The sequence below is a fragment of the Pseudomonas izuensis genome (assembly GCF_002356535.2).
GTDB classification, from domain to species: Bacteria; Pseudomonadota; Gammaproteobacteria; order Pseudomonadales; family Pseudomonadaceae; genus Aquipseudomonas; species Aquipseudomonas izuensis.
Window position 1 is genome coordinate 1,706,277 of record NZ_AP017423.2, and the last position, 26,078, is coordinate 1,732,354.

Annotated in this window: 22 protein-coding genes; 12 read left to right on the plus strand and 10 right to left on the minus strand. The window is 60.2% G+C overall.

What is annotated here, in order from left to right; translation table 11 throughout:
* Positions 1-133 precede the first annotated feature (133 nt).
* Positions 134-829, plus strand: coding sequence for an HAD-IA family hydrolase (locus LAB08_RS07745; protein WP_096512774.1), 696 nt, complete (start codon positions 134-136; stop codon positions 827-829).
* A 127-nt stretch (positions 830-956) separates the two neighbouring features.
* Here LAB08_RS07745 and LAB08_RS07750 read toward each other — a convergent pair whose 3' ends face one another.
* Positions 957-1,703 (minus strand): 3-oxoacyl-ACP reductase family protein, encoded by a 747-nt coding sequence (locus LAB08_RS07750; RefSeq protein WP_096512773.1) that lies wholly within the window; start codon positions 1,701-1,703, stop codon positions 957-959.
* A gap of 125 nt (positions 1,704-1,828) precedes the next feature.
* On the opposite strand from LAB08_RS07750, the gene LAB08_RS07755 reads away from it, so the two are divergent.
* Positions 1,829-2,752, plus strand: coding sequence for a LysR family transcriptional regulator (locus LAB08_RS07755; RefSeq protein ID WP_096512772.1), 924 nt, complete (start codon positions 1,829-1,831; stop codon positions 2,750-2,752).
* A 132-nt stretch (positions 2,753-2,884) separates the two neighbouring features.
* On the opposite strand, the gene LAB08_RS07760 is transcribed toward LAB08_RS07755, so the two are convergent.
* The 4 genes from LAB08_RS07760 to LAB08_RS07775 form a co-directional block, all read right to left on the minus strand.
* Positions 2,885-3,613, minus strand: coding sequence for an aspartate/glutamate racemase family protein (locus tag LAB08_RS07760; RefSeq protein ID WP_093217412.1), 729 nt, complete (start codon positions 3,611-3,613; stop codon positions 2,885-2,887).
* Between the two features lie 71 nt (positions 3,614-3,684).
* A complete protein-coding gene (locus tag LAB08_RS07765) occupies positions 3,685-5,226 on the minus strand; it encodes an NCS1 family nucleobase:cation symporter-1 (RefSeq protein WP_096512771.1) in 1,542 nt (513 codons plus the stop codon).
* Between the two features lie 227 nt (positions 5,227-5,453).
* A complete protein-coding gene (locus tag LAB08_RS07770; protein ID WP_157755740.1) occupies positions 5,454-5,768 on the minus strand; it encodes a hypothetical protein in 315 nt (104 codons plus the stop codon).
* Positions 5,734-6,474: a phosphoadenylyl-sulfate reductase gene (locus LAB08_RS07775; RefSeq protein ID WP_096512770.1), complete on the minus strand. Its 741-nt coding sequence runs from the start codon at positions 6,472-6,474 to the stop codon at positions 5,734-5,736. Before LAB08_RS07775 ends, LAB08_RS07770 begins: the two co-directional genes overlap by 35 nt.
* Before the next feature lie 163 nt (positions 6,475-6,637).
* Between LAB08_RS07775 and thrH the strand changes: the two genes are divergently transcribed.
* Positions 6,638-7,255, plus strand: coding sequence for a bifunctional phosphoserine phosphatase/homoserine phosphotransferase ThrH (gene thrH / locus LAB08_RS07780; RefSeq protein ID WP_096512769.1), 618 nt, complete (start codon positions 6,638-6,640; stop codon positions 7,253-7,255).
* Positions 7,256-7,367: 112 nt separating this feature from the next.
* On the opposite strand, the gene pabB is transcribed toward thrH, so the two are convergent.
* The 4 genes from pabB to rloA form a co-directional block, all read right to left on the minus strand.
* Positions 7,368-8,711, minus strand: coding sequence for an aminodeoxychorismate synthase component I (pabB, locus tag LAB08_RS07785; RefSeq protein ID WP_096512768.1), 1,344 nt, complete (start codon positions 8,709-8,711; stop codon positions 7,368-7,370).
* Positions 8,712-8,924: 213 nt separating this feature from the next.
* Complete coding sequence (locus LAB08_RS07790) at positions 8,925-9,911, minus strand: alpha-L-glutamate ligase-like protein (RefSeq protein ID WP_096512767.1); 987 nt, start codon at positions 9,909-9,911, stop codon at positions 8,925-8,927.
* Entirely contained in the window at positions 9,911-11,446 is a 1,536-nt protein-coding gene (gene rloB, locus LAB08_RS07795) for an osmotic stress tolerance membrane protein RloB (RefSeq protein ID WP_096512766.1), read from the minus strand. Before rloB ends, LAB08_RS07790 begins: the two co-directional genes overlap by 1 nt.
* Before the next feature lie 5 nt (positions 11,447-11,451).
* On the minus strand, positions 11,452-11,988 hold the full coding sequence (rloA, locus tag LAB08_RS07800; RefSeq protein ID WP_096512765.1) for a retropepsin-like aspartic peptidase RloA: 537 nt from the start codon (positions 11,986-11,988) through the stop codon (positions 11,452-11,454).
* A gap of 301 nt (positions 11,989-12,289) precedes the next feature.
* Between rloA and LAB08_RS07805 the strand changes: the two genes are divergently transcribed.
* The 6 genes from LAB08_RS07805 (at position 12,290) to prpD (ending at position 20,787) form a co-directional block, all read left to right on the plus strand.
* On the plus strand, positions 12,290-13,006 hold the full coding sequence (locus LAB08_RS07805) for a GntR family transcriptional regulator (RefSeq protein WP_172901684.1): 717 nt from the start codon (positions 12,290-12,292) through the stop codon (positions 13,004-13,006).
* Entirely contained in the window at positions 13,003-13,893 is an 891-nt protein-coding gene (gene prpB / locus LAB08_RS07810) for a methylisocitrate lyase (RefSeq protein WP_096512763.1), read from the plus strand. Before LAB08_RS07805 ends, prpB begins: the two co-directional genes overlap by 4 nt.
* 42 nt (positions 13,894-13,935) lie before the next feature.
* Positions 13,936-15,063 carry a bifunctional 2-methylcitrate synthase/citrate synthase gene (gene prpC / locus LAB08_RS07815; RefSeq protein ID WP_096512762.1) on the plus strand — a complete coding sequence of 376 codons (1,128 nt, stop codon included), beginning with the start codon at positions 13,936-13,938 and terminating at the stop codon, positions 15,061-15,063.
* Between the two features lie 202 nt (positions 15,064-15,265).
* On the plus strand, positions 15,266-17,860 hold the full coding sequence (gene acnD / locus LAB08_RS07820; protein ID WP_096512761.1) for a Fe/S-dependent 2-methylisocitrate dehydratase AcnD: 2,595 nt from the start codon (positions 15,266-15,268) through the stop codon (positions 17,858-17,860).
* A gap of 66 nt (positions 17,861-17,926) precedes the next feature.
* A complete protein-coding gene (gene prpF / locus LAB08_RS07825) occupies positions 17,927-19,117 on the plus strand; it encodes a 2-methylaconitate cis-trans isomerase PrpF (protein WP_096515512.1) in 1,191 nt (396 codons plus the stop codon).
* A gap of 185 nt (positions 19,118-19,302) precedes the next feature.
* The gene (gene prpD, locus LAB08_RS07830; RefSeq protein ID WP_096512760.1) at positions 19,303-20,787 is read left to right on the plus strand and encodes a 2-methylcitrate dehydratase; all 1,485 of its coding nucleotides are present in this window, start codon (positions 19,303-19,305) and stop codon (positions 20,785-20,787) included.
* Positions 20,788-20,893: 106 nt separating this feature from the next.
* On the opposite strand, the gene ppsR is transcribed toward prpD, so the two are convergent.
* Positions 20,894-21,712, minus strand: a complete 819-nt coding sequence (gene ppsR / locus LAB08_RS07835) for a posphoenolpyruvate synthetase regulatory kinase/phosphorylase PpsR (protein WP_096512759.1) — start codon at positions 21,710-21,712, stop codon at positions 20,894-20,896.
* 174 nt (positions 21,713-21,886) lie between these two features.
* On the opposite strand from ppsR, the gene ppsA reads away from it, so the two are divergent.
* The 3 genes from ppsA to rraA all read left to right on the plus strand — a co-directional run bounded on the left by ppsA (position 21,887) and on the right by rraA (position 26,065).
* Entirely contained in the window at positions 21,887-24,262 is a 2,376-nt protein-coding gene (ppsA, locus tag LAB08_RS07840; RefSeq protein WP_096512758.1) for a phosphoenolpyruvate synthase, read from the plus strand.
* 184 nt (positions 24,263-24,446) lie between these two features.
* Positions 24,447-25,436, plus strand: coding sequence for an alpha/beta fold hydrolase (locus tag LAB08_RS07845; protein ID WP_096512757.1), 990 nt, complete (start codon positions 24,447-24,449; stop codon positions 25,434-25,436).
* A gap of 140 nt (positions 25,437-25,576) precedes the next feature.
* On the plus strand, positions 25,577-26,065 hold the full coding sequence (gene rraA, locus LAB08_RS07850) for a ribonuclease E activity regulator RraA (RefSeq protein ID WP_172901683.1): 489 nt from the start codon (positions 25,577-25,579) through the stop codon (positions 26,063-26,065).
* Positions 26,066-26,078: the final 13 nt, after the last annotated feature.

Genomic DNA, 26,078 nt, shown 5'->3' on the forward strand with positions numbered 1-26,078 from the left:
TGCTTAAACAGGGGCGGATTCTGCCCGTTGCTCTATGCCGGTCGCGCTCGCTATGCTGCTGAAACCTTTAATCCATCACGGAACCGGCCGCACCCGAGCCGCCTGGGATGCCATTGAAAACGGATCTGATGCGATGAATGCAGCGCTGAATGAGTTCGGCCCGATCAAGGCCGTGATATTCGATATGGACGGCTTGCTGCTGGACACCGAGTGCATTTACACCGAAGTCACGTCCATCATTGCCGGGCGCTATGGGCGGATATTCGACTGGAGCATCAAGCAGAACATCATCGGTCGTGGCGCCGGCGACCTGGCCCGTTACGTGGTCGAAGCGCTGGACTTGCCGATCAGTGCCGAGGAGTTTCTGCTGATCCGCGAGCCCCTGATGCGCGAGCGTTTTCCTACAGCACAAGCGATGCCAGGCGCACAGGAATTGGTACGGCATCTGAAGGCCAATAACATTCCCATCGCGGTGGGTACCAGTTCGTCGAGCCAGTCGTTTGGTCAGAAAACCACCTTGCATCGGGAGTGGTTCGCGCTGTTCGACACCATCGTCACTGCTGATGACCCGGAAGTTGGCGCGGCCAAACCGGCACCGGATATCTTCCTGACCGCTGCGCGACGCCTGGGTGTTGCACCGGAGGATTGCCTGGTGTTCGAGGATTCGCCGTTCGGTGTCACGGCGGCGAAAGCGGCGGGGATGACGGCGATTGCGATTCCGGATGTTGCGATGGCTGATGAAAAATACGCACACGCTGATGGGATTCTTCGTACGCTCAGAGCGTTCAAGCCAAGTGCCTGTGGTTTGCCAGCGCTCGATTGGGCCTGACACAAATCCCTCTGTAGGAGCGAGCCTGCTCGCGAAGGCGGTGTGTCAGGTGACATTGATGTCTCTGATCTACCGCTATCGCAAGCAGGCTCGCTCCTACAGGGGGATTGTATTGAGCTGACCTGTATCAGGCGCCGAAACCACCGTCGATGGTCAGGCTCGCACCGGTGATATAGCCGGCTTCCGGGCCGACGAGGTAGGCGACAAAACTGGCGATCTCTTCGGCTTTGCCGTAACGCCCCACGGCCATCAACGGAATCAGGCTGTCGGCAAAGTCACCGTCGGCCGGGTTCATGTCGGTATCCACCGGGCCGGGCTGCACGTTGTTGATGGTGATGCCTTTAGGTCCGAGGTCCCGGGCCAGGCCTTTGGTCAGGCCGACCAGCGCCGATTTGCTCATAGCGTACGGGCCACCACCGGCAAAGGGCATGCGATCAGCGTTGGTGCTGCCGATGTTGATGATTCGGCCACCCTCGGTCATGTGGCGGGCGGCGGCTTGAGTCGCGATGAACACGCTGCGTACGTTGATGGCCAGGGTCTGGTCGAAATCTTCGAGTTTGAATTCTTCCAGCGGGGCAACGGCCAGCACGCCGGCATTGTTGACCAGGATGTCCAATCGACCAAAGGTTTCTACCGTGGCGTTCACGGCATTGCGAATGGCGTCGGCGTCGGCGCTGTCGGCCTTGATGGCCAGGGCTTTGCCACCGTTGGCGATGAGGCTGTTTTGCAATTCTTCGGCCTTGGCCGTGGAGCTGACATAGGTAAAGGCGACTGTCGCGCCTTCAGCGGCCAGGCGTTTGACGATGGCGGCGCCAATCCCGCGGGAGCCGCCCTGGATCAAAGCCACTTTGCCGCTGAGGTTCTGAGTAGTCATATCGATCTCCAAAGTCCCGAGGCAGGATGTCCCGGTTGATGGAGCCTAGTATCGATTTCCGATTACACGCTGTGTAGACGGTAATTACGATAGTCTGTGTAAACCAAAAGTTTATAGTGGCGACCATGGAAACCTTCAGCAGTATCGAATGCTTTGTGCGCAGCGCCGAGGTCGGCAGCTTCGCCGAAGCCGCACGACGCTTGAGCCTGACACCGGCAGCGGTGGGCAAAAGCGTCGCCAAGCTTGAAGCGCGATTGGGAGTCCGACTGTTCCAGCGCAGTACCCGCAGCCTGACGCTGACAGAGGCAGGTCAGCTGTTCCTCGGCGAAGTCAGTGCCAGTTTGCACACGATCCAGAATGCCGTGGCCAATCTCGCCAGCGCCGAGGGGCGTCCGGCGGGAACGTTGAAGGTCAGCATGGGCACGGTGTTCGGGCGCTTGTACATCGTGCCGTTGCTCGGGGAGTTTTTGCGACGCTTTCCGGCGATCAACCCGGACTGGCATTTCGATAACCGTCAGGTCGATCTGATCGGCCAGGGCTTCGACGCTGCGATTGGTGGTGGATTCGAACTGCCCCAAGGCGTGGTGGCGCGCAAGCTGACACCGGCCCATCGCGTGTTGGTCGCTTCTGCGGACTATCTGGTGGCGCACGAGGCAATCATCGAGCCCGACGATCTCAAGCATCACGATGGCATCCTGATTCGCTCGCCGCAGACCGGCCGCGTACGCTCCTGGCAATTGACCAGCCGCAGCCGGCAACACAGTCCGCTGTCCCTGAAAGCGCGAATGACCATGAGCGACTCGGAAGCGGCGTGTGCCACGGCGGCCCAGGGTCTGGGCATTGCGCTGGTGAGCATGCCCTTCGCCGTCGGCTATCTGGACGCGGGCAAGTTGCAGCGGGTATTGCCGGATTGGTATGTCGATGATGGCAATATTTCGATCTATTACGCCGAGCACAAACTGCTGCCGGGCAAGACCCGGGCGTTTGTCGATTTCATTATCGAACAGTTTGCCGAGCAGGGGTTGGGGCAGCGGTTTAGTGCCGTTTGAGACAGGATTGAGACCGAGGTGTGGCCATCGCGGGCAAGCCACGCTCCCACAGGTTTTGCGTCGTACCACAGTAATGTGAACGGCACAGAACCTGTGGGAGCGTGGTTTGCCCGCGATAAACGATAACGCGGTCTAACGGGCAAACCGCCCCGGCCAGCCAATGATGTTCTTCGGCCGCGGCGTCGCATAAGTCCGCACCTTCGAGGTGGACAACCCCAATCGCACCAGCGATTCGGCAATGGTCACCGCTGCCGTCACACCATCCACCACCGGCACGCCGGTACGTCGGCGAATCTGCTCATCCAGCCCGGCCATCCCGCCGCAGCCCAGGCAAATCACCTCGGCTTTGTCCTGGGTCACCGCCAGTTCGGCCTGCTGCACGATGGCCTCCAGAGCGCGTTGCGGCTCGTGTTCCAGTTCCAATACGGCCAGGCCACTGGCCCGCACCGACGCGCAGCGATCCCAAAGCCCGGATAGCTTCAGACGATCCTCGATCAGTGGCACGGTGCGGTCGAGAGTGGTGACCACCGAATAGGCATGACCGAGGAACATCGCGGTGCTCGCCGCCGCATCGGTGATGTCCACCACCGGCACGTTGAGCAGTTCTTGCAGACCTTCACGGCCGTGTTCGCCGTAACCGGCCTGGATCACCGCATCGAAGGGCTGGTCGTAGGACATCACCCGGTCCATGACCGCGATGGCGGCCAGGTAGCTTTCGAAATTGCCTTCGATCGAGTCGGCGCCGAAGTGGGGTGTCAGGCCGACGATTTCCGTACCGGGAGAAGCAACGGCCTGCGCCGAACGGGCGATGGCCTGGGTGATGGATTCGGTGGTGTTGACGTTGACCACGAGAATTCGCATGGGAAGTCCTTATAGCGGGATGCTTATAAAAGAGTGGGTCTGCGGCCCGACACTGCCGGGCCGCGATGGAGTCAGTGGCTGACGTTATCGACGGCGATGGATTCACCGCTGACGTCGGTGTAATGAGGTTGGCGTTTGGCGATGATCAGGTAGAGCATCCCGGCAATACCGGCGCCGATCAGCCAGGAGAATGGCGATACCAGATGAAAGCCCGGTACCAGTGCCAGAACGATGGCGATCAAGGCGGCGGGAATGAACGCCGCCACGGCGCGCAAATTGACCCCGCGGCTGTAGTAATAAGCGCCGTTCGGGTCTTCGCTGTACAACTGCGGCACGTTGATCCGGCCTTTTCGTACCAGCCAGTAGTCGACCATGATCACGCCATACAACGGCCCGAGCAGCGCGCCAAGGCCGGAGAGGAAGTACACGATCACCAACGGGCTGTTGTAGAGGTTCCACGGCAGGATCAGCACGGCGATGGTCGCGCTGATCAGCCCGGCCCGGCGAAAGGTCAGGTATTTGGGCGCCAGGTTGCTGAGCACGAAGGCCGGGGCGACGAAATTGGCCATGATGTTGACCGCCACGGTGACGATCAGGAACGCCAGGCAACCGAGGACCAGAAAGAACGTGTTGGGAATCGAAGCAATGATTTCGGTCGGGCTTTCGATGATCCGGCCATTGATCTGAAATTGCGCGCCGCACAGCAGGACAGTGATGGCGGCGAACACCAGAATATTGACCGGCAAGCCCCAGAAATTTCCGACCTTGATGGTCTTGCGGCACGGCGAAGAACGGGCGAAATCACAAAAATTGAGGATCAGCGTGCCGTAGATCGCCAGCCACAACGCGCCACCGGCAAAGATATTGCGCCACATCTCACCGCCGGTCAGCGGCTCGCGGATCGACCAGGCGATGGTCGCATTGGCCTGAAAGTACATCCACCCGGCGAGTGAGGCGACGGTCAGCAGAATGACCGGCCCGGCAAACGCCTCGTAGCGCCGCACCATCTCCATGCCGTAAGCGAGAATCGCCAGCTGCACGAACCAGATTGCCACGAAGCACACCCAGCCCAGGGTCGATAGTCCGAGGATCGAGTCATGGTCATAGTCGGCGAAGCCGGGGTGTATGGCGGTCAGCAGGACACGGAAGACCACTGAAGCCAGGTACGTCTGAATCCCGAACCAGGCGATGGCGATCACGGCCCGGATCAATGCAGGAATTTGCGCACCGTGGATGCCGAAACTTATCCGGCTGATGACCGGAAACGGCACACCCGTCTTTTGGCCCATGTAGCCGGAGAGATTCATGAAGCAGTACACCAGCGCCGCGCCGATCCCCAGGGACAGCAGAATCTGCCAGCCACCCAGGCCAAGGGCATACAGGCCGATGGCGAACGAGTAGTTGGCGATGTTGTGAACGTCGTTGGTCCACAGGGCGAAAATGCTATAGCGACCCCAGCGTCGGCCTTCGGCCTTGGTCGGCGCCAAATCCTTGTTGTGCAGGCGCGGGCTGAGCACCACGGGGCATTCAAAGGTTTGCTCGCCGACGGTGTGAGTGGAATGGGAGGAGGGTAGATCCAGCGCAATATTGTTATTGGAGAGACTTGTACGCATTCCGGCAGGCTCCTGATGCTCGACGCCGCGATGACTGTGCTTGAGCGTGGGCTCGACAAATCTTCGTCGCGGGTGGCGAATATCATTGGTTACGGGGCATCTGCAGCCTGTACGGGATAGGGCGCTTCAGGCTTGCGGATCTAAAGTGTATGTATGATTTGAATTGATTGTATACAAAACATGTATGCACTTAAGCGAGATCTATGCCAGCCCTGGATCTATGGAAATTACTGCTCATTTCGTTTTGTTATCAGCGGGTGATAAACCACTGAAAAGCGGGCGATATAAGCTGACTGATCGAACAGGTATTTATTTTCTGGACGGGGTTTGAGAAGGAAGTGGCAGCGCAATTGAGGCGGGGTAAATGTAACTTTTGGGGGCGCAGAAACAAAAAGTGCACACATAAATGGCACCGATGGTGACATTCGTGTGTACACATTTTCTCGGTCGGTCACCAAACCTGTAGGAGCCAGCAAGCCGGCTCCTACAGAGGGTTGCCAGACGGGATCAGGCTTTGGATTTGCTGATGATGTTGCCGGCATGCAGCCCGCATTCCTTCTGCGTGGCTTCTTCCCACCACCAGCGACCTTCACGCTCGTGCTGGTTCGGCAGTACCGGGCGGGTGCAGGGTTCGCAGCCGATGCTGATGAAGCCGCGCTCATGCAGGCTGTTGTACGGCAACTCCAGCATGCGGATGTAGCCCCAGATCTCTTCGCTGGTCATCTGTGCCAGCGGGTTGAATTTGTACAGAGTGCGCTCCGGGGTGGAGAACGCGGTGTCGATTTCCATCACCGCGACGGCGCTGCGGGTGCCAGGGCTCTGGTCGCGACGCTGGCCGGTAGCCCAGGCTTTGACGCCGGACAGTTTGCGGCGCAGCGGTTCTATCTTGCGGATGCCGCAGCATTCGCCATGGCCATCCTTGTAGAAACTGAACAGTCCCTTTTCCTTAACGAACGGTTCGAGTTTGGTGTAGTCCGGCGACACCAGTTCGATGTCGATCTTGTAGTGCTCGCGCACCTGATCGATGAAACGGTAGGTCTCGGGGTGCAGGCGACCGGTGTCGAGGCTGAACACCTTGACGTTCTTGTTCAGCTTCCAGGCCATGTCCACCAGCACCACGTCTTCGGCACCGCTGAAAGATATCCACAGGTCATCGCCGAACTCGGAGAAAGCGAGTTTCAGGATGTCCTGGGCAGATTTGTTGGCATAGGTCGTGGCGAGTTCCACGACGTCGAACGTTGGGCTCATCAGGGCGGCTTCCTACAGGTCGGTGGCGCTGGGCGCTCTATATGGGGTCGATGTTAACAAAAAGCTGCACCGACCGGGGCGTCCTCTGCGTTGCGCGGTGGGGGTGGAGTCGCTAGAGTTCGGGCTCGCTCGACTCAATAAACAATACAAATGGGAGTGTCTTGTGGAAATTGCCTGTCTGGATCTTGAAGGTGTGCTGGTCCCGGAAATCTGGATCGCGTTTGCCGAAAAAACCGGGATCGAATCCCTCAGGGCCACCACCCGGGACATTCCCGACTACGACGTGTTGATGAAGCAGCGTCTGCGGATTCTCGACGAACACGGCCTCAAGCTCGCCGATATCCAGGAAGTGATCGCCACGCTCAAACCGCTGGACGGTGCCATCGAATTCGTCGACTGGCTGCGTGAGCGCTTTCAGGTGGTGATTCTGTCAGACACCTTCTACGAGTTTTCCCAGCCATTGATGCGTCAACTGGGCTTCCCGACTTTGCTTTGCCATCGTCTGATTACGGATGAAACAGGGCGGGTAACGGGTTATCAGTTGCGTCAGAAAGATCCCAAGCGTCAGTCAGTCCTGGCGTTCAAGAGCCTTTACTACCGGGTGATTGCGGCAGGGGATTCCTACAACGACACCACGATGCTGGGCGAGGCGGATGCCGGCATTCTGTTTCATGCACCGGATAACGTGATTCGCGAGTTCCCGCAGTTCCCGGCGGTGCATACGTTTGAGGAATTGAAGCAGGAGTTCATCAAGGCTTCGAATCGACCGTTAGGCCTGTAGTCGTCTGTTCTGACGTCATCGCGGGCAAGCCTTGCTCCCACAGGTCTTGTGTCGGACCACAACATTGGAATCGACACAAAACCTGTGGGAGCAAGGCTTGCCCGCGATGCTTTTAAAGATTTTGCAGGGTATCGAGCAGCACCTTCACCTTGGTAATCGATTCCTGATACTCCGCCTGCCACTCGGAATCCGCCACAATCCCGCCGCCCCCCCAGCAACACACCTGCCCGTCCTTGACCAGCAAACTGCGAATGGCGATGGAGCTGTCCATCTCGCCGCGCACGTCCAGGTACAGCAATGAGCCGCAATACAACCCGCGTCGGGTCGGCTCCAGCTCATCGATGATCTGCATCGCGCGAATCTTCGGTGCGCCGGTAATCGAGCCGCCGGGAAAGCTGCCGGCGATCAGGTCCAGCGCGTCCCGGTCATCCGCCAGTTCGCCGGTCACGCTGCTGACCAGATGGTGCACGTTGGGGTAGCTTTCCAGGCTGAACAGTTCCGGCACCCGGACCGAACCGGTGCGGCAGGTGCGACCGAGATCGTTGCGCAGCAGGTCGACGATCATCAGGTTTTCCGCGCGGTCCTTGGGGCTGGCCAGCAGTTCGCCGGCATTGGCCGCGTCTTCGGCAGCCGTGAGACCCCGCGGGCGCGTGCCTTTGATCGGACGGGTTTCCACCTGGCGCTCGCTGACTTTGACGAAGCGCTCCGGTGACAGGCTCAGCACCGCGCCACCGTCGGGCAAACGCTGGAAGCCGGAAAACGGTGTCGGGCACGCCAGGCGCAAGGCGCAATACGCCGCCCATGGATCACCCTGGCAGGGCGCGCGGAAGCGCTGGGCGAAGTTGACCTGATAACAGTCGCCGGCCTGGATGTATTGCTGAATACGCTCGATCGCCTGTTGATACTCATCAGCACTGAGGTCCGCCTTCATGGGTGCTTGCAGTGTGAACCGCTCGACCCCTTCAGTGGCTGGCTGGCTGAACAGCTGGATCAGGCGCTGACGCTCGCTGTCGGCCAGCGTCGGGTGAAACACCAACTGGCTGGTGGCCCGCAGGTGATCGCTGATCAGTGCCCAGTCGTACAGGCCGAAACGCGCATCCGGCAATTGCAGATCATCCAGGGCCTGGCTCGGCAGGTTTTCCAGGTGGCGGCCGAAGTCGTAGCTCAGGTAGCCGATCAAACCGCCGACGAATGGCAATTCATAAGGTTCGGGCAGGGATGCTTCGCCCAGTCGCGTCAGGTTATCCCGCAGGCGCTGCAGGAAATGGCCGCCACTTTCGTCAGGCGCCACCGCCAGTTGCTCCAGCGGCCAGGCACTGAGCAGGTCAAACCGTCCGCGCTCGGCGCTGGGACGGCCACTGTCGAGCAGCACGGCACCGGGGGCATGTCGAATGGCCGCGAAGTACTCGGCGGGGTTGGCACAATAGGGCAGCGGGTGTACGGAACAGGTCAGCATGGGCGGGTTGGATCAGCCATCGAGGCGGGGTGGCGATTGTAGTCCCCTCGGGGAATTGTTCCTACAGGGGATGTCGGGGATTGGCAGATTGGGGCAGGCTTGATTGATGTATCGACCGTGAGATCGTCTTCGCGAGCAGGCTCGCTCCCACAGGGTTCAACACAGCTCCTGTGGGAGCGAGCCTGCTCGCGTAGGGGGCGACGCGGTTTTGGATTAACCCTCGACCGGCGGAATATGCCCGAACATCTCCTGCACAAACGCCACACGCTCTTCGACGGTTTCCGTCACACCGCGAGCCTTCAACTCTTCCAGTCGCGCCTCGACCGCATGGGTTCGCAAGGTCAGGCCGCAATGATTGGCAATCTGGATGTTCAAGCCCGGTCGGGCGTTGAGTTCGAGGATCAGCGGGCCTTTTTCCTGGTCGAGCACCATGTCGACACCGATGTAGCCCAGCCCGCACAGCTCATAGCAGCCGGCGGCGAGTTTCATGAAACCGTCCCAATAGGGCAGTTGCACGCCGTCCACCGCGTTGGTGGTGTCCGGGTGTTTGGCGATGATGTTGTTCAGCCAGGTGCCACGCAGGGTCAGGCCGGTGGCGAGGTCGACACCGACGCCGATGGCGCCCTGGTGCAGGTTGGCCTTGCCGCTGGACTGACGGGTTGGCAGGCGCAGCATGGCCATGACCGGGTAGCCCAGGAGCACGATGATACGGATGTCGGGCACGCCTTCGTAACTGATGCTCTTGAAGATCTGGTCCGGAATCACGCGGTATTCGATCAGCGCCCGGTCGCGGTGACCGCCCAGGGAGTACAGCCCGGTGAGAATGCTGGAAATATGGTGCTCGATCTCTTCGTGGCTGATGATCTTGCCCGATACGGTGCGATAACGGCCTTCGAAGCGGTCGGCGACCACAATGATGCCGTCGCCGCCAGCGCCCTGGGCCGGCTTGATCACAAAATCGTTGCGCCCGCCGATGATCTCGTCGAGCTTGTCGATTTCCTTCTCGGTGGAGATCACGCCATAGAGTTGCGGCACATGGATGCCGGCGGCTATGGCGCGTTCCTTGGTGATGATCTTGTCATCGACGATCGGGTACAGGCTGCGCTTGTTGTACTTGAGCACGTAGTCCGCGTTGCGCCGATTAATCCCCATGATGCCCTGGGCTTCCAGGGCCTTCCAGGTTTTCCAGAAACCGAACATCAGGCTTCAGCCTTCTTCAGGAAGGCCTTGAAGCGCACCAGTTCGGTCAGGCGGTAGCCGCGATAACGACCCATGGCCAGCATGAAACCCACCATGATCAGCAGGATCGCCGGGAAGGTGAAGACGAAGTACACCAGCTCCGGCACGGTCATGATCAGGTGCGCCAGGGACGCGGCGAACAGTGTACCGACGGCCACTTTCATGGCGTGGCCGGCACCACGCTCCTCCCAGGTAATCGACAGGCGTTCGATGGTCATGGTCAGAATCACCATCGGGAACAGCGCCACCGACAACCCGCGCTCCAGACCGAGCTTGTGGCTGAACAGGCTGATGGCAGCGATCAACACCACCACGAAGGTCAGCACCACTGACAGCCTCGGCAGCATTTGCAGTTTCAGATGCTCAAGGTAGGAGCGCAGCGACAACCCCAAGGCCGTGATAATCGTAAACAGCACGATGCCGAAGCCCAGCTGGGTTTCGCGGAAGGCCAGGGCAATCAGCACCGGCGTAAAGGTGCCCAGCGTCTGAATGCCGATCAGGTTGCGCAGGATCAGGATCACCAGCACGCCGATCGGGATCATCACCATGATCATGAAGGTCTGCTGGGTTTGCAGGGGCAAGCCGTACAGCGAATATTCGAGGAAATTGGCGTCGGTGTTCTCGTCGGTCAGCTTGGCCAGGCGAATGGCGTTCATTTCGCTGTTGTTCATGCTGAACGTGACGGTGGCCTTCTTGCCGCCATCGACGGTGATCAGGTTTTCGTCACCGGTCCACCACAGCAGGCGGTCGGTCGGCAGGCCCTGTTCACCGGTTTCCGGGTTGAAGTACAGCCAGTCGGTGCCATTGAAGCTGCGCAGCCAGAGCTCAGGAGTTTGTGGTTGATCGGCCACCAGACGAATGGTGTGGACCTTCTCCACCGGCACGTGGGCAATGGACAGTACCAGTTCGACGATCCTGGCCTTTTGCGCGGTGGACGGATCGCCGGCCAGCAGCAGCTTCACGTTGTCGTCGTTGAGATTGTTGACACGCTTGATCGCTTCGCCAACGAAGGTTTCGACATCGGCCGAATGCTGGCGGATCGGTGCGAGCAGGGCTTCGGCAGCGATTTTTTCCGGGCCGTCGAGGGCGATGCTGTCACGGAAGGTCGGGCCTTTGACCTTGGATTTCTCGGCGCTGTAGCGCTTGGTCAGCACCAGACGGTAATAAAGGGTCTGGTTGCCTTTCGCCCGTCGTGCCGACCAGGTGACCTTGCGGTTGCCGTCAACCTTGTTGACCGCCACCCCGTAGTTATTGGAAATGAAGCTTTCGTTGAGGCTGACGTAGTCGCGGCTCAGCGGCGGCACGAACATCTGGATCTTGACCGGGTCCTTGGCACTGGCGACGAACTCGACCTTCGCGTCGATGTTCCACAAGTCGTCGGTGGCGTCTTCGGTCACGGGAATGCCCAGCACGAAGATCTGATAGGCCGTAACTGAAATGCCCAGCACCACCAGGATGGCGATCAGCATTTTCAGATGAAGGGTAAGAGAGCGCATTGGTATTACTCTGCGGTATGAGCGTCGATGGCGCAGGCGGGTTTGCCGGCAGCGTATTTAAGACTGGGGTCGACCAGCGCATCGAAGCGTTTGAGTGCTTCGGAGCCGATCAGGAGCGGGTACTGGAACGCGCTGCGGTCGGTCAGGTTCACCTCGATGCTGCGTAAGGCCGAGCCCATGCAGATATCCAGCTCGATCACCGGACGGGCGGTGTACTTCTTGCCTTCTTCCGGATCGTAGTCGCCGGCCCGGCGCTTGATCTTGCTGACGCGGGCCAGCGGCCGTTCGATGGGGTGCGTATGGGCCGTGTCGATGGCCAGGTAGAAGCGCACCCAGGATTCGCCATTGCGTTTGAAACGTTTGATGTCGCGGGCGCTGAGGGAAGCGGTTTTCGCCCCGGTATCGAGTTTGGCGGCCACTTCCAGGTCGAGTCCGCCAAGCGATGCGTACTCATTGAGGCCATACACAGTCTTTTCCCCTGCCACTGCGACGCCGGGCAGGCAAAGAAAATAAAGGTAGGCGGGGAAGGGCTTGAGTCTCATAAATCCTGGTGCAAAGCGGGCCGTATTTCGATTCAAGACCCTGGCATTGCTGCGCAAGCTCCTCGTATGCCTATCAGCTATTTATGACAGGCAGTGCAGATGTGACAAACAAATGCGGGCGGCATTCTAGCACGGTGGTTTTATGGCGCCAGCGCTGGCCGGCGGCTATAAGTCGCGTTGCTGCGTCTTTATGGTGCAAGCGGTTATTAGACGATTGTCGACAATATCTATTTATCCTTTGACTCTGATGGCCGATTTCGCTAGTTTTTGCGGCATTGGTTTTCAAGGTGTCGACAATATGTTGGAGCAACTCCATCCGCCACTCACCGCCCAGGACGATTCGGAAACACTTTCCGAGAACGTCTTCCGGCGTATCCAGGCGGCCATCGTCAAGGGCGAGATCGCCCCGGGCAGTAAGATCTCCGAGCCGGAGCTGGCCCGTACCTATGGCATCAGCCGGGGGCCGCTCCGCGAGGCCATTCACCGTCTTGAAGGCCAGCGCCTGTTGGTGCGCGTGCCGCACGTCGGGGCGCGGGTCGTGTCGCTCAACCACGCCGAGCTGCTGGAACTCTACGAAATCCGCGAATCCCTCGAAGGCATGGCCTGTCGCCTGGCTGCCGAGCGCATGAGCGTCGAAGAAATCGACGAACTGCGCCGAGTCCTCGAAACCCACGAGCGCGATGAGGCATTCCAGGCCGGTCGAGGCTATTACCAGCAGGAAGGCGATTTCGACTTCCACTACCGAATCATCCAGGGCAGCGGTAACCGCACCCTGACGCAGATGCTCTGCGGCGAGCTTTATCAGCTGGTGCGGATGTACCGCATCCAGTTCTCCACCACGCCCAATCGCCCGCACCAGGCCTTTGCCGAGCACCACCGCATTCTCGATGCCATCGCCGACCGTGACGGTGAGTTGGCCGAGTTATTGATGCGCCGCCACATCGGCGCCTCCAAACGCAATATCGCCCGTCATTACCAGGACGGCGTTAACCCGACAGCCAAACGAGGTGAGTCATGAGTTTGAACAAGAGCACACCAGGCCAGCGTTTCCGCGATGCGGTCGCCAGCGAGCATCCATTGCAAGTGGTCGGCGCGATCAACGCCAACCACGCGCTGCTGGCCAAGCGCGCCGGTTTCAAGGCGATTTACCTGTCTGGTGGCGGGGTGGCTGCCGGCTCCCTCGGCGTGCCAGACCTGGGCATCACCGGCCTGGATGACGTGCTGACCGACGTGCGCCGCATCACCGACGTCTGCGACCTGCCGCTGCTGGTGGACGTGGACACCGGTTTCGGTTCTTCGGCGTTCAACGTCGCCCGTACCGTCAAGTCGATGATCAAGTTCGGCGCGGCGGCGATTCACATCGAAGACCAGGTCGGCGCCAAGCGTTGCGGTCACCGTCCTAACAAGGAAATCGTCTCGCAGCAGGAAATGGTCGACCGCATCAAGGCCGCCGTCGATGCGCGTACTGATGACAGCTTCGTGATCATGGCCCGTACCGACGCTTTGGCGGTGGAAGGCCTGGAGTCCGCCCTGGATCGCGCTGCCGCGTGCATCGAGGCCGGTGCCGACATGGTGTTCCCGGAAGCCATCACCGAACTGGAGATGTACAAACTGTTCGCCAATCGCGTGAAAGCGCCGATCCTGGCCAACATCACCGAATTCGGCGCGACGCCGCTGTACACCACCGAGCAACTCGCCGCTGCCGACGTGTCGCTGGTGCTGTACCCGCTGTCGGCCTTCCGTGCCATGAACAAGGCTGCGGAAAACGTCTACACCGCCATCCGCCGCGACGGCACGCAACAGAACGTCATCGACACCATGCAGACCCGCATGGAGCTTTACGATCGCATCGACTACCACACCTTCGAGCAAAAGCTCGATGCGTTGTTCGCCGCGAAGAAGTAAGTCGAAGAACTCCCTAATAAATTCAAGAAACTGGAGGCAGAAATGGCCGAAGCAAAAGTACTCAGTGGCGCCGGGCTCCGTGGCCAGGTTGCCGGGCAAACCGCACTGTCCACCGTGGGCCAGTCGGGCGCGGGGCTGACCTATCGCGGCTACGACGTTCGCGAACTGGCGGCTGACGCACAATTCGAAGAAATCGCCTACCTGCTGCTGTACGGCGAACTGCCGAGCAAAACCCAACTGGCGGCTTACATCAGCAAGCTGAGCAAGCTGCGTGACCTGCCGCAAGCGCTGAAAGAAGTGCTGGAACGCATCCCCGCCGACGCCCATCCGATGGACGTGATGCGCACCGGTTGCTCGTTCCTGGGCAACCTGGAGCCGGAGAACGACTTCTCCGAGCAACACGACAAGACTGACCGCCTGCTGGCCGCGTTCCCGGCGATCATGACCTACTGGTATCGCTTCAGCCACGAAGGCCAGCGTATCGACTGCGTGAGTGACGAGCCATCCATCGGCGGCCACTTCCTGCACCTGCTGCACGGCAAGAAACCGAGCGAGTTGCACGTCAAGGTGATGAACGTTTCGCTGATCCTTTACGCGGAGCACGAGTTCAACGCCTCGACCTTCACCGCCCGTGTTTGCGCCTCGACCTTGTCCGACCTGTTCTCGTGCGTCACTGCGGCCATCGGTTCGCTGCGCGGCCCGCTGCACGGCGGTGCCAACGAAGCGGCAATGGAAATGATCGAGCGCTTCTCGTCGCCGGACGACGCGATCAAGGGCACCCTCGGCATGCTCGAGCGCAAGGACAAGATCATGGGCTTCGGCCACGCGATCTATAAGGACAGCGATCCACGTAACGAAGTGATCAAGGGCTGGTCGAAAAAACTCGCTGACGAAGTGGGCGACAAGGTGCTGTTCCCGGTCTCCGAAGCCATCGACAAGACCATGTGGGAGCAGAAGAAACTGTTCCCGAACGCCGACTTCTACCATGCCTCGGCGTACCACTTCATGGGCATTCCGACCAAGTTGTTCACGCCGATTTTCGTCTGCTCGCGCCTGACCGGCTGGGCCGCCCACGTGTTCGAACAACGTGCCAACAACCGCATCATCCGTCCGAGCGCCGAGTACACCGGCGTCGAACAGCGCAAGTTCGTGCCAATCGAACAACGCTGAATGGTGGGGGCCGACACCGGGGTCTGAATTCAACCCAGATCCCTGTGGGAGCGAGCCTGCTCGCGAAGACGGACTGACATTCAAAAGAAATGTCGTCTGAAAGACCGCTTTCGCGAGCAGGCTCGCTCCCACAGTGGATTGTGTTGATGTCGAATCCGGTGCCAGCCCCACCCTTTGTAATTACCGTGACCGAGTCCTGACGATGAACACTGAATTCCGTAAAACGCTGCCCGGCAGCCACCTGGATTACTTCGATGTCCGCGCAGCGGTCGAGGCCATCCAGCCCGGCGCCTACGACACTCTGCCGTACACCTCCCGCGTGCTGGCGGAAAACCTTGTGCGTCGCTGTGACCCGGCCACGCTCACCGAATCCCTGAAGCAATTCATCGAACGCAAGCGCGACCTCGATTTTCCATGGTTCCCGGCCCGCGTGGTGTGCCATGACATCCTTGGCCAGACCGCGCTGGTGGACCTCGCCGGCCTGCGTGACGCCATCGCCCTGCAAGGCGGTGACCCGGCGCAAGTGAACCCGGTGGTGCCGACGCAATTGATCGTCGACCACTCCCTGGCCGTCGAGCGTGGCGGTTTCGATCCCGAGGCGTTCGAGAAGAACCGCGCCATCGAAGACCGTCGCAACGAAGACCGTTTCCACTTCATCAACTGGACCAAAAAGGCCTTCAAGAACGTCGACGTGATCCCGCCGGGCAACGGCATCATGCACCAGATCAACCTGGAGAAAATGTCTCCGGTGATCCAGGTGCGTGACGGCGTGGCGTTCCCCGACACCTGCGTCGGCACCGACAGCCACACCCCGCACGTTGATGCGCTGGGCGTGATCGCCATCGGCGTCGGAGGCCTGGAAGCCGAGAGCGTGATGCTGGGCCGCGCGTCGTGGATGCGTCTGCCGGAAAGCGTCGGCGTCGAACTGACTGGCAAGCTGCAACCGGGTATCACCGCCACCGACATGGTGCTGGCGCTGACCGAGTTCCTGCGCAAGCAAAAAGTGGTCGGTGCCTGGCTGGAGTTCTTTGGTGAAGGCGCCTCGGCGCTGACCCTCGGCGACCGCGCCACCATTTCCAACATGGCCCCGGAATATGGCGCCACCGCGGCGATGTTCTACATCGACCAGCAGACCATCGACTACCTGAAACTCACTGGCCGTGAAGACGAGCAGGTGCAGTTGGTCGAGAACTACGCCAAGCAGGTCGGCCTGTGGGCGGACAGCCTCAAGGGCGCGCAATACGAGCGCGGCCTGACCTTCGACCTGTCCTCGGTGGTGCGCAACATGGCCGGCCCGAGCAACCCGCACGCCCGTGTCGCGGTGTCGGATCTGGCGGCGAAAGGCATCTCCGGTCAGTGGGATGATGTGCCAGGCCAGATGCCGGACGGCGCGGTGATCATTGCCGCCATCACCAGCTGCACCAACACCAGCAACCCGCGCAACGTGATCGCCGCCGGTCTGCTGGCGCGCAACGCCAACAAGCTCGGGCTGACCCGCAAGCCATGGGTCAAATCGTCCCTGGCGCCGGGTTCGAAAACCGTGGCGTTGTACCTCGATGAAGCCGGCCTGACCGATGAGCTGGAGCAACTCGGTTTCGGCGTCGTGGCCTTCGCCTGCACCACCTGCAACGGCATGTCCGGTGCGCTGGACCCGGTGATTCAGCAAGAGATCATCGACCGCGACCTGTACGCCACCGCCGTGTTGTCCGGCAACCGTAACTTCGACGGCCGGATCCACCCGTACGCCAAGCAAGCCTTCCTCGCTTCGCCACCGCTGGTGGTTGCGTACGCCATCGCCGGCACCATCCGTTTCGACATCGAGAAAGACGTGCTGGGTGTGGTCGACGGCAAGGAAATCCGCCTCAAGGACATCTGGCCGAGCGACGAAGAGATCGACGCAGTCGTGAAGGCGTCTGTTAAACCTGAGCAGTTCCGTCAGGTGTACATCCCGATGTTCGCCATCCACGAAGACACCGGTCCGAAAGTGGCGCCGTTGTACGAGTGGCGCGAGATGAGCACCTACATCCGCCGTCCGCCGTACTGGGAAGGCGCGCTGGCCGGTGCACGTCCGCTCAAGGGCATGCGTCCGCTGGCGGTGCTGCCGGACAACATCACTACCGATCACCTGTCGCCGTCCAACGCCATCATGTTGGACAGCGCCGCCGGCGAATACCTGGCGAAAATGGGCCTGCCGGAAGAGGACTTCAACTCTTACGCGACTCACCGGGGTGACCACCTGACCGCGCAGCGTGCGACCTTCGCCAACCCGAAACTGTTCAACGAAATGGTTCTGGAAAACGGCAAGGTCAAGCAGGGTTCGCTGGCTCGCGTCGAGCCGGAAGGCAAAGTCATGCGCATGTGGGAAGCCATCGAGACCTACATGGACCGCAAGCAGCCGCTGATCATCATCGCCGGCGCCGACTACGGTCAGGGTTCGTCCCGCGACTGGGCGGCGAAAGGCGTGCGCCTGGCGGGTGTAGAAGCGATCGCCGCCGAAGGCTTCGAGCGCATTCACCGCACCAACCTGGTGGGCATGGGCGTGTTGCCGCTGGAGTTCAAACCGGGTACCAACCGCCACACATTGGCCATCGACGGCAGTGAAACCTACGACGTGATCGGTGATCGCACACCGCGCGCCGAGCTGACACTGGTGATCCATCGCAAAAATGGTGAGCGTGTCGAGGTGCCGGTGACCTGCCGTCTCGACACCGCCGAAGAAGTGTCGATCTACGAGGCCGGCGGCGTGTTGCAACGCTTCGCCCAGGACTTCCTCGAAGAATCGGCGGTTGCCGTCTAACACAGGCTGTACGGGCACGGGACTTTGAGTCCCGTGCCTGTTTTCAGGATCAGGAGTATGAGCACCATGGCTCACCCGGCTCAAATCAAGATACCCGCCACCTACATGCGCGGCGGCACCAGCAAAGGCGTGTTCTTCAGCTTGAAGGATCTGCCCGAAGCGGCACAGGTTCCAGGCCCGGCCCGCGATGCCTTGCTGCTGCGTGTGATCGGCAGTCCCGACCCTTACGACAAGCAAATCGACGGCATGGGCGGGGCGACCTCCAGCACCAGCAAAACCGTGATCCTGTCGAAAAGCACCCAGGCTGATCACGACGTCGATTACCTGTTCGGCCAGGTGTCCATCGACAAGCCGTTCGTCGACTGGAGCGGCAACTGCGGCAACCTCTCGGCAGCGGTCGGTTCTTTCGCCGTCAGCAATGGCCTGGTGGACGCCAGCCGCATCCCGCACAACGGAGTTGCCGTGGTTCGCGTCTGGCAGGCCAACATCGGCAAGACCATCATCGCGCACGTGCCGATCACCAATGGTGAAGTGCAGGAAACCGGCGATTTCGAACTCGACGGCGTGACTTTCCCGGCCGCTGAAGTGCAAATCGAGTTTCTTGATCCGGCCGCGGATGAAGAGGGTGGCGGCGGTTCGATGTTCCCCACCGGCAACCTGATCGATGACCTGGAAGTGCCGGGTGTCGGCACCTTCAAGGCGACCATGATCAACGCCGGCATTCCGACGATTTTCGTCAATGCCCAAGACATCGGCTACACCGGCACCGAGTTGCAGGGCGCGATCAACGGCGACCCGAAAGCGTTGCTGATGTTCGAAACCATCCGTGCTTACGGCGCATTGCGCATGGGCCTGATTTCCAACATTGACGAAGCCGCCAAGCGGCAGCACACGCCGAAGGTGGCGTTTGTCGCCAAACCAGCCGATTACGTGGCTTCCAGCGGCAAGGCGATTACAGCCGGTGATGTCGACCTGCTGGTGCGTGCGCTGTCCATGGGCAAGTTGCACCACGCGATGATGGGCACTGCAGCGGTGGCGATCGGTACGGCCGCCGCGATTTCCGGCACCTTGGTGAATCTTGCGGCGGGCGGTGTCGAACGCAATGCGGTGCGTTTCGGTCATCCGTCGGGCACCTTGCGCGTCGGTGCCGAAGCCAGCCAGGTCAACGGCGAATGGACCGTGAACAAAGCCATCATGAGTCGTAGTGCGCGGGTGTTGATGGAAGGGTTCGTGCGCGTGCCGGGCGATTCTTTCTAAATCGACACTGAACCACTGTGGGAGCGAGCCTGCTCGCGAAGACGGACTGACATTCAACATAGATGTCGACTGACACACCGCTTTCGCGAGCAGGCTCGCTCCCACAATGGATCGCATTTGAATAACAAGAACGGTGTCACCCAGTGAGATTGCCCTGAACCGAACCACCGCAGAGTGAATCGAACATGAGCGCCAACGTTGACCTGAACAATCGCCCGGACTATGACCAGGTCCTGCAGGACATTGCCGACTACGTCCTCCAGTTCAAGATCGAATCCACAGAAGCCCTGGACACCGCCCGCAATTGCCTGATGGACACCCTGGGCTGTGGGTTGCTGGCACTGCGCTTTCCCGAATGCACCAAGCATTTGGGACCTCTGGTCGAAGGCACCGTCGTTCCGTTCGGCGCCCGGGTGCCGGGCACCTCTTTTCGGCTGGACCCGGTCAAGGCAGCCTGGGACATCGGCTGCATCGTGCGCTGGCTCGACTACAACGACACCTGGCTCGCCGCCGAGTGGGGACACCCCTCGGATAACCTTGGCGGCATTCTCGCGGTGGCCGACCATTTATCACAAAAGCGCCTGGCCAATGGCGATGCGCCGCTGACGATTCGCGACGTGCTCGAAGCGATGATCATGGCCCATGAAATTCAAGGCGTGATTGCGTTGGAAAACTCGTTCAACCGCGTCGGCCTCGATCACGTCATTCTGGTGAAAGTCGCCTCGACCGCGGTCACCGCCAAACTGATGGGCGCCAACCGTGAGCAGATGCTTTCGGCGTTGTCCCACGCCTTTGCGGACGGCCAGGCGTTGCGCACCTACCGGCATGCGCCGAATGCCGGATCGCGCAAGTCATGGGCAGCCGGCGATGCCTCCAGCCGAGGCGTGCGTCTGGCGGACATTGCGATGCGCGGTGAAATGGGTATTCCCGGCGTGTTGAGTGCCAAACAGTGGGGCTTCTATGATGTGTTGTTCAGCCACACCAACAACGATCTGACGCTCAAACCCGCAGACAAGCGCACGTTCAGTTTCTCCCGCCCGTACGGCAGCTATGTGATGGAGAACGTGCTGTTCAAAATCAGTTTTCCCGCCGAGTTCCACGCACAAACCGCCTGCGAAGCGGCGGTGACCCTGCACCCGCAAGTCCGTAACCGGCTGCACGAGATCGACAAAATCGTCATCACCACCCACGAATCGGCGATCCGCATCATCTCCAAGGTCGGCCCGTTGGCCAATGCCGCCGACCGCGACCATTGCCTCCAGTACATGACCGCCGTGCCACTGGCTTTTGGCAATCTGGTGGCTGAACACTACGAGGATGACTTCCACCGGTCGCATCCGATCATCGATGTACTGCGCGACAAAATGGTCATCGTCGAGGACCCGCGCTACACCCGCGAGTATCTGGAGGCGGACAAGCGCTCCATCGCCAATGCGGTGCAGGTGTTTTTCAAGGACGGATCCAGCACCGGGAACGTGGTGGTGGAGTACCCGATTGGTCATCGTCGGCGCCGTACGGACGGCATTCCGTTGCTGGAAGACAAGTTCAAGGCGAACCTGGCGACGCGGTTTACCGGGCAGCGAAGCGAGGAGATATTTGCGTTGTGCAAGGACCAGGTCCGACTGGAGGCAACGCCGGTAAATAGGTTTGTGGATTTGTTTGTGATCTGAGGGACCGAGTTATCGTTCTTCGCGAGCAGGCTCGCTCCCACATTGGAATGCAGTCAAATGTGGGAGCGAGCCTGCTCGCGAAGACGGCAGATCAGACGCAGAAAATCTATTTGAAGCGCCGCTCGACGCCTTTCTCCACCAGGATCTTCGCGGAGATTTCCTCAACGGAGAAATGCGTGGAGTTGATATTCGGAATGTTCTCGCGGCGGAACAGGTTTTCCACCTCGCGCACTTCGAATTCGCACTGGGCGTAGCTCGAATAGCGGCTGTTGGGCTTGCGCTCGTTGCGGATCGCGGTGAGGCGGTCCGGGTCGATGGTCAGGCCGAACAGCTTGTGCTGGTGGGCGCGCAGGGCGCTTGGCAGGGTCAGGCGCTCCATGTCGTCTTCGGTCAGCGGGTAGTTGGCCGCGCGGATGCCGAACTGCATGGCCATGTACAGGCAGGTCGGGGTCTTGCCGCAGCGCGACACGCCCACCAGGATCAGGTCGGCCTTGTCGTAATAGTGCGTGCGGGCACCGTCGTCGTTGTCGAGGGCGAAGTTAACGGCCTCGATACGCTCCATGTAATTGGTGTTGGCACCAATGGAGTGGGATTTGCCGACGGTGTAGGAAGAATGCTCGGTCAGTTCCTGTTCGAGAGGTGCCAGGAAGGTCGAGAAAATGTCGATCATGAAACCATTGGAAGTCGCGAGGATCTCACGAATATCCTGATTGACGATGGTGTCGAAGATAATCGGACGAAAGCCGTCGGTTTCGGCGGCTTTGTTGATTTGTTGTACCATGGCCCGCGCTTTGTCCACGTTGTCGATGTATGGCCGCGTGACTTTGCTGAAGGTAATGTTTTCGAACTGCGCCAGAAGGCTTTGACCCAGGGTTTCGGCGGTAATGCCGGTACCATCGGAGATAAAGAAAGCAGATCGTTTCATTTGCACCTTGGGCCTTAAGCTAGTGACGATTCTTGGATATGATAGGCGCGATTTGCCGGCCGCCAATGGCCCGCATTCTCACTTATTTTCCAGGTCCAGGCCATATAGCTGGCAAACGCTCCCCCGAGCAGCCGGCTTCTGAGCTTTTCCAACACAGTTAGTGGAGAGATCACCTTGGTAGAGTACGTAGTTTCCCTCGATAAGCTCGGCAAACACGATGTTGAGCATGTGGGGGGCAAGAACGCATCCCTGGGCGAGATGATCAGCAACCTTGCGGGTGCCGGTGTATCGGTGCCCGGTGGCTTCGCCACGACCGCTCAGGCTTATCGTGATTTCCTGGAGCTGAGCGGCTTGAATCAGCAGATTCACGATGCTCTCGACGCCCTGGATGTCGATGACGTGAATGCCCTGGCCAAGACCGGTGCCCAGATCCGTCAATGGATCATGGAAGCCGAGTTCCCTGAAAAACTGAATACCGAAATCCGCACGGCGTTCGCCGCGCTGTCCGCCGGCAACCCTGACGTGGCCGTGGCCGTACGTTCTTCCGCTACCGCAGAAGACCTGCCGGACGCCTCCTTCGCCGGTCAGCAGGAAACCTTCCTGAACATCCGGGGTGTCGAAAACGTCATTCGCGCCGCCAAAGAGGTGTTCGCCTCCCTGTTCAACGATCGTGCGATTTCCTATCGCGTGCACCAGGGCTTCGATCACAAGCTGGTAGCCCTGTCGGCCGGCGTACAGCGCATGGTCCGCTCCGAAACCGGCACCGCCGGCGTGATGTTCACCCTCGATACCGAATCGGGCTTCCGTGACGTGGTGTTCATCACCGGCGCCTACGGCCTGGGTGAAACTGTCGTGCAAGGCGCGGTGAACCCGGATGAATTCTACGTCCACAAAGGCACGCTGGCCGCCGGTCGCCCGGCGATCCTGCGCCGCAACCTGGGCAGCAAGGCCATCAAGATGATCTACGGCGACGAGGCCAAGGCCGGTCGTTCGGTCAAGACCGTCGATGTCGACAAGGCTGAACGCGCGCGTTTCTGCCTGACCGACGCGGAAGTCAGCGAGCTGGCCAAGCAGGCGATGATCATCGAGAAGCACTACCAGTGCCCGATGGACATCGAATGGGCCAAGGACGGTGACGACGGCAAGCTGTACATCGTGCAGGCCCGTCCGGAAACCGTGAAGAGCCGCACCCAGGCCAACGTCATGGAACGTTACCTGTTGAAAGAAACCGGCACCGTGCTGGTGGAAGGCCGTGCGATCGGCCAGCGCATCGGCGCCGGCAAGGTCCGTATCATCAAGGACGTGTCCGAGATGGACAAGGTCCAGCCAGGAGACGTACTGGTCTCCGACATGACCGACCCGGACTGGGAACCGGTGATGAAGCGCGCCAGCGCCATTGTCACCAACCGTGGCGGCCGGACCTGCCACGCGGCGATCATCGCCCGTGAGCTGGGCATTCCGGCCGTGGTCGGTTGCGGCAACGCCACCCAGCTGTTGAAAGACGGCCAGGGCGTGACCGTGTCCTGCGCTGAAGGCGACACCGGTTTCATCTTCGAAGGTGAACTGGGCTTCGACATCAAGAAGAACTCCGTGGACGCCATGCCGGAGCTGCCGTTCAAGATCATGATGAACGTCGGCAACCCGGACCGTGCCTTCGACTTCGCGCAGTTGCCGAACGCCGGCGTGGGCCTGGCCCGCCTGGAGTTCATCATCAACCGCATGATCGGCGTGCACCCTAAAGCGCTGCTGAACTACGACGGCTTGCCGCAGGACATCAAGGAAAGCGTCGACAAGCGTATCGCCGGCTACAACGACCCGGTCGGCTTCTATGTCGATAAACTGGTCGAAGGCATCAGCACCCTGGCGGCTGCGTTCTGGCCGAAAAAGGTCATCGTGCGTCTGTCGGACTTCAAGTCCAACGAATATGCCAACCTGATCGGCGGCAAGCTGTACGAGCCGGAAGAAGAAAACCCGATGCTGGGCTTCCGTGGCGCCTCGCGTTACATCAGCGAATCGTTCCGTGACTGCTTCGAACTCGAATGCCGCGCCCTCAAGCGTGTACGCAACGAGATGGGCCTGACCAACGTCGAGATCATGGTGCCGTTCGTCCGCACCCTGGGCGAAGCAAGCCAGGTGGTGGACCTGCTGGCCGAAAAAGGCCTGGCACGCGGCGAAAACGGCCTGCGCGTCATCATGATGTGCGAACTGCCGTCCAACGCGATTCTGGCTGAAGAGTTCCTCGAATTCTTCGACGGTTTCTCCATCGGCTCCAACGACCTGACCCAGCTGACCCTGGGCCTGGACCGTGACTCCGGGATCATCGCGCACCTGTTCGACGAGCGGAATCCGGCGGTCAAGAAGCTGCTGGCCAACGCCATTGCCGCGTGCAACAAGGCCGGCAAGTACATCGGCATTTGCGGTCAGGGCCCTTCGGACCACCCGGACCTGGCCAAGTGGCTGATGGAACAAGGCATCGAAAGCGTTTCGTTGAACCCTGACTCCGTACTGGAGACCTGGTTCTTCCTGGCTGAGGGTCAGGCTTCGGCTTGATGGTATGTTAAACGGCTCGCTCTTTGTGGGAGCGAGCCTGCTCGCGAAGACGGACTGACATCCAACAGGGTCGTCGGCTGATATACCGCTTTCGCGAGCAGGCTCGCTCCCACACTGACCGGCTTTTAGAGATTCAATTGGGGCGGGCATCCTCTGGATGCCGCCCTTTTTTGTGCAAGAGACTATGCAAAGCAGCAGCAACCTATTTCCTGTCGCCCTGATCAGCGCCGAACGGCGCGGTGATCTGAGCGAAGATGTCTACCGTTTGAAACCTGCAAACAGCCCTGACGCCAGTGTCGAACTGGCGGTGACACGCCTGGGCATGGCTGACGAGCCGGCGGTGCGTGGTGTGCCGGTGATCCTGTTGCACGGCAGCTTTTCCAATCGACGTTTCTGGTTTTCCCCCAAGGGCCTGGGCCTGGGGGCGTATCTGACGCGCCTGGGATTCGATGTGTGGATCGCGGAAATGCGCGGTCACGGCTTGTCCCAGCGTAACCAGAATTACCGCAAGAACCGCGTCGCCGACTATGCGCGTTACGATCTGCCGGCCATTGGCGCGTTCGTGCGCGAGCAAAGCGGCCAGGTCCCGCACTGGATCGGCCACTCGTTGGGCGGTATCACCCTGGCGGCAGCGCTGGGCGGGGAATACATCGGTGAGCCTGTGGTCGCTTCTGCGGCGTTTTTCGGCACGCAAGTCAGTCGTACCTACTGGCCGTTGAAAATTCCGCCGGTCGAGTGGGGCGGGCGCTTCATTCTCAAGCGCTTTGCCCAGTTGTCCGGTTCACGGCTCAAGCGCGGCCCGGAGGACGAGCCGATTGGCCTGGCCCTGGAGAGCATGCGCTGGTACGGCCTGTTCGGGCGTTTTGGCGATGCCGACAAGGACTGGTGGGCGGGGTTGGCAGAGGTCAAAGTGCCGGTATTGGCAGTGAGCGCCGCGGGTGACCATCAGGACCCGTCATGGGCTTGTCGCAAGTTGTTCGAACAGGTGGGGTCCGAGCACAAGCAATTTATCAACCTGGGTCGCGAGCAGGGTTTTGGCGACAATTTCGGTCACGTGGAAATGCTGGTCAGCAAAGCGGCCCAGGCTGAAGTCTGGCCGTTGGTGGCCCGCTGGCTGGCGGATCAGCAAACGCCTCTGCTGGGTGATCAGGCGGACGTGGCTGCGGCCATCTAAGCTGGACGCTCTATCAAGGGCATTTCGCTCTGATCGGCTTGCGGCTAAGATATGACGCATTGAGCGGTTCCAGTCATTTTCGATGATTGAATCTTCCGTAATGTTCGCGCTGTCTTCCTCTTTACAGGAGTTTCTCGATGATCCATTACCTCACGCCTGACTTGTGCGACGCCTATCCGGAACTGGTGCAAGTGCTGGAACCGATGTTCAGCAATTTCGGTGGCCGTGATTCCTTCGGCGGCGAAATCGTGACCATCAAGTGCTTCGAAGACAACTCGCTGGTCAAGGAGCAAGTCGAACTCAAGGGTAACGGCAAGGTACTGGTGGTCGATGGCGGTGGCTCCCTGCGTCGCGCGCTGCTGGGTGACATGCTGGCCGAGAAGGCTGCGAAAAACGGCTGGGAAGGGCTGGTGATCTACGGTTGCATCCGTGACGTCGATGTCATCGCGCAAACCGATCTCGGGGTGCAGGCGCTGGCCAGCCATCCGATGAAAACCGACAAGCGCGGTATCGGCGACCTCAACGTTGCCGTGACCTTCGCCGGCGTGACCTTCCATCCGGGCCATTACATCTATGCGGACAACAATGGCGTGATCATCTCGCCCAGCCCGCTGAAAATGCCTGAATAAAAGCGGCTGTAGA

What these genes read in the sequence shown, in the direction of transcription:
- pabB (WP_096512768.1), bottom strand. Translation starts at nt 8,711, where the DNA reads ATGCTGACCTGTTCCGTACACCCGCTGCCCTATTGTGCCAACCCCGCC.
- LAB08_RS07760 (WP_093217412.1), bottom strand. Translation starts at nt 3,613, where the DNA reads ATGCGAATTCTCGTGGTCAACGTCAACACCACCGAATCCATCACCCAG.
- LAB08_RS07845 (WP_096512757.1), top strand. Translation starts at nt 24,447, where the DNA reads ATGCAAAGCAGCAGCAACCTATTTCCTGTCGCCCTGATCAGCGCCGAA.
- LAB08_RS07750 (WP_096512773.1), bottom strand. Translation starts at nt 1,703, where the DNA reads ATGACTACTCAGAACCTCAGCGGCAAAGTGGCTTTGATCCAGGGCGGC.
- LAB08_RS07790 (WP_096512767.1), bottom strand. Translation starts at nt 9,911, where the DNA reads ATGTTCGGTTTCTGGAAAACCTGGAAGGCCCTGGAAGCCCAGGGCATC.
- prpD (WP_096512760.1), top strand. Translation starts at nt 19,303, where the DNA reads ATGAGCGCCAACGTTGACCTGAACAATCGCCCGGACTATGACCAGGTC.
- LAB08_RS07770 (WP_157755740.1), bottom strand. Translation starts at nt 5,768, where the DNA reads ATGCCGGCAACATCATCAGCAAATCCAAAGCCTGATCCCGTCTGGCAA.
- prpF (WP_096515512.1), top strand. Translation starts at nt 17,927, where the DNA reads ATGGCTCACCCGGCTCAAATCAAGATACCCGCCACCTACATGCGCGGC.
- LAB08_RS07775 (WP_096512770.1), bottom strand. Translation starts at nt 6,474, where the DNA reads ATGAGCCCAACGTTCGACGTCGTGGAACTCGCCACGACCTATGCCAAC.
- rloA (WP_096512765.1), bottom strand. Translation starts at nt 11,988, where the DNA reads ATGAGACTCAAGCCCTTCCCCGCCTACCTTTATTTTCTTTGCCTGCCC.
- prpC (WP_096512762.1), top strand. Translation starts at nt 13,936, where the DNA reads ATGGCCGAAGCAAAAGTACTCAGTGGCGCCGGGCTCCGTGGCCAGGTT.
- LAB08_RS07755 (WP_096512772.1), top strand. Translation starts at nt 1,829, where the DNA reads ATGGAAACCTTCAGCAGTATCGAATGCTTTGTGCGCAGCGCCGAGGTC.
- LAB08_RS07745 (WP_096512774.1), top strand. Translation starts at nt 134, where the DNA reads ATGAATGCAGCGCTGAATGAGTTCGGCCCGATCAAGGCCGTGATATTC.
- prpB (WP_096512763.1), top strand. Translation starts at nt 13,003, where the DNA reads ATGAGTTTGAACAAGAGCACACCAGGCCAGCGTTTCCGCGATGCGGTC.
- rloB (WP_096512766.1), bottom strand. Translation starts at nt 11,446, where the DNA reads ATGCGCTCTCTTACCCTTCATCTGAAAATGCTGATCGCCATCCTGGTG.
- acnD (WP_096512761.1), top strand. Translation starts at nt 15,266, where the DNA reads ATGAACACTGAATTCCGTAAAACGCTGCCCGGCAGCCACCTGGATTAC.
- LAB08_RS07765 (WP_096512771.1), bottom strand. Translation starts at nt 5,226, where the DNA reads ATGCGTACAAGTCTCTCCAATAACAATATTGCGCTGGATCTACCCTCC.
- ppsR (WP_096512759.1), bottom strand. Translation starts at nt 21,712, where the DNA reads ATGAAACGATCTGCTTTCTTTATCTCCGATGGTACCGGCATTACCGCC.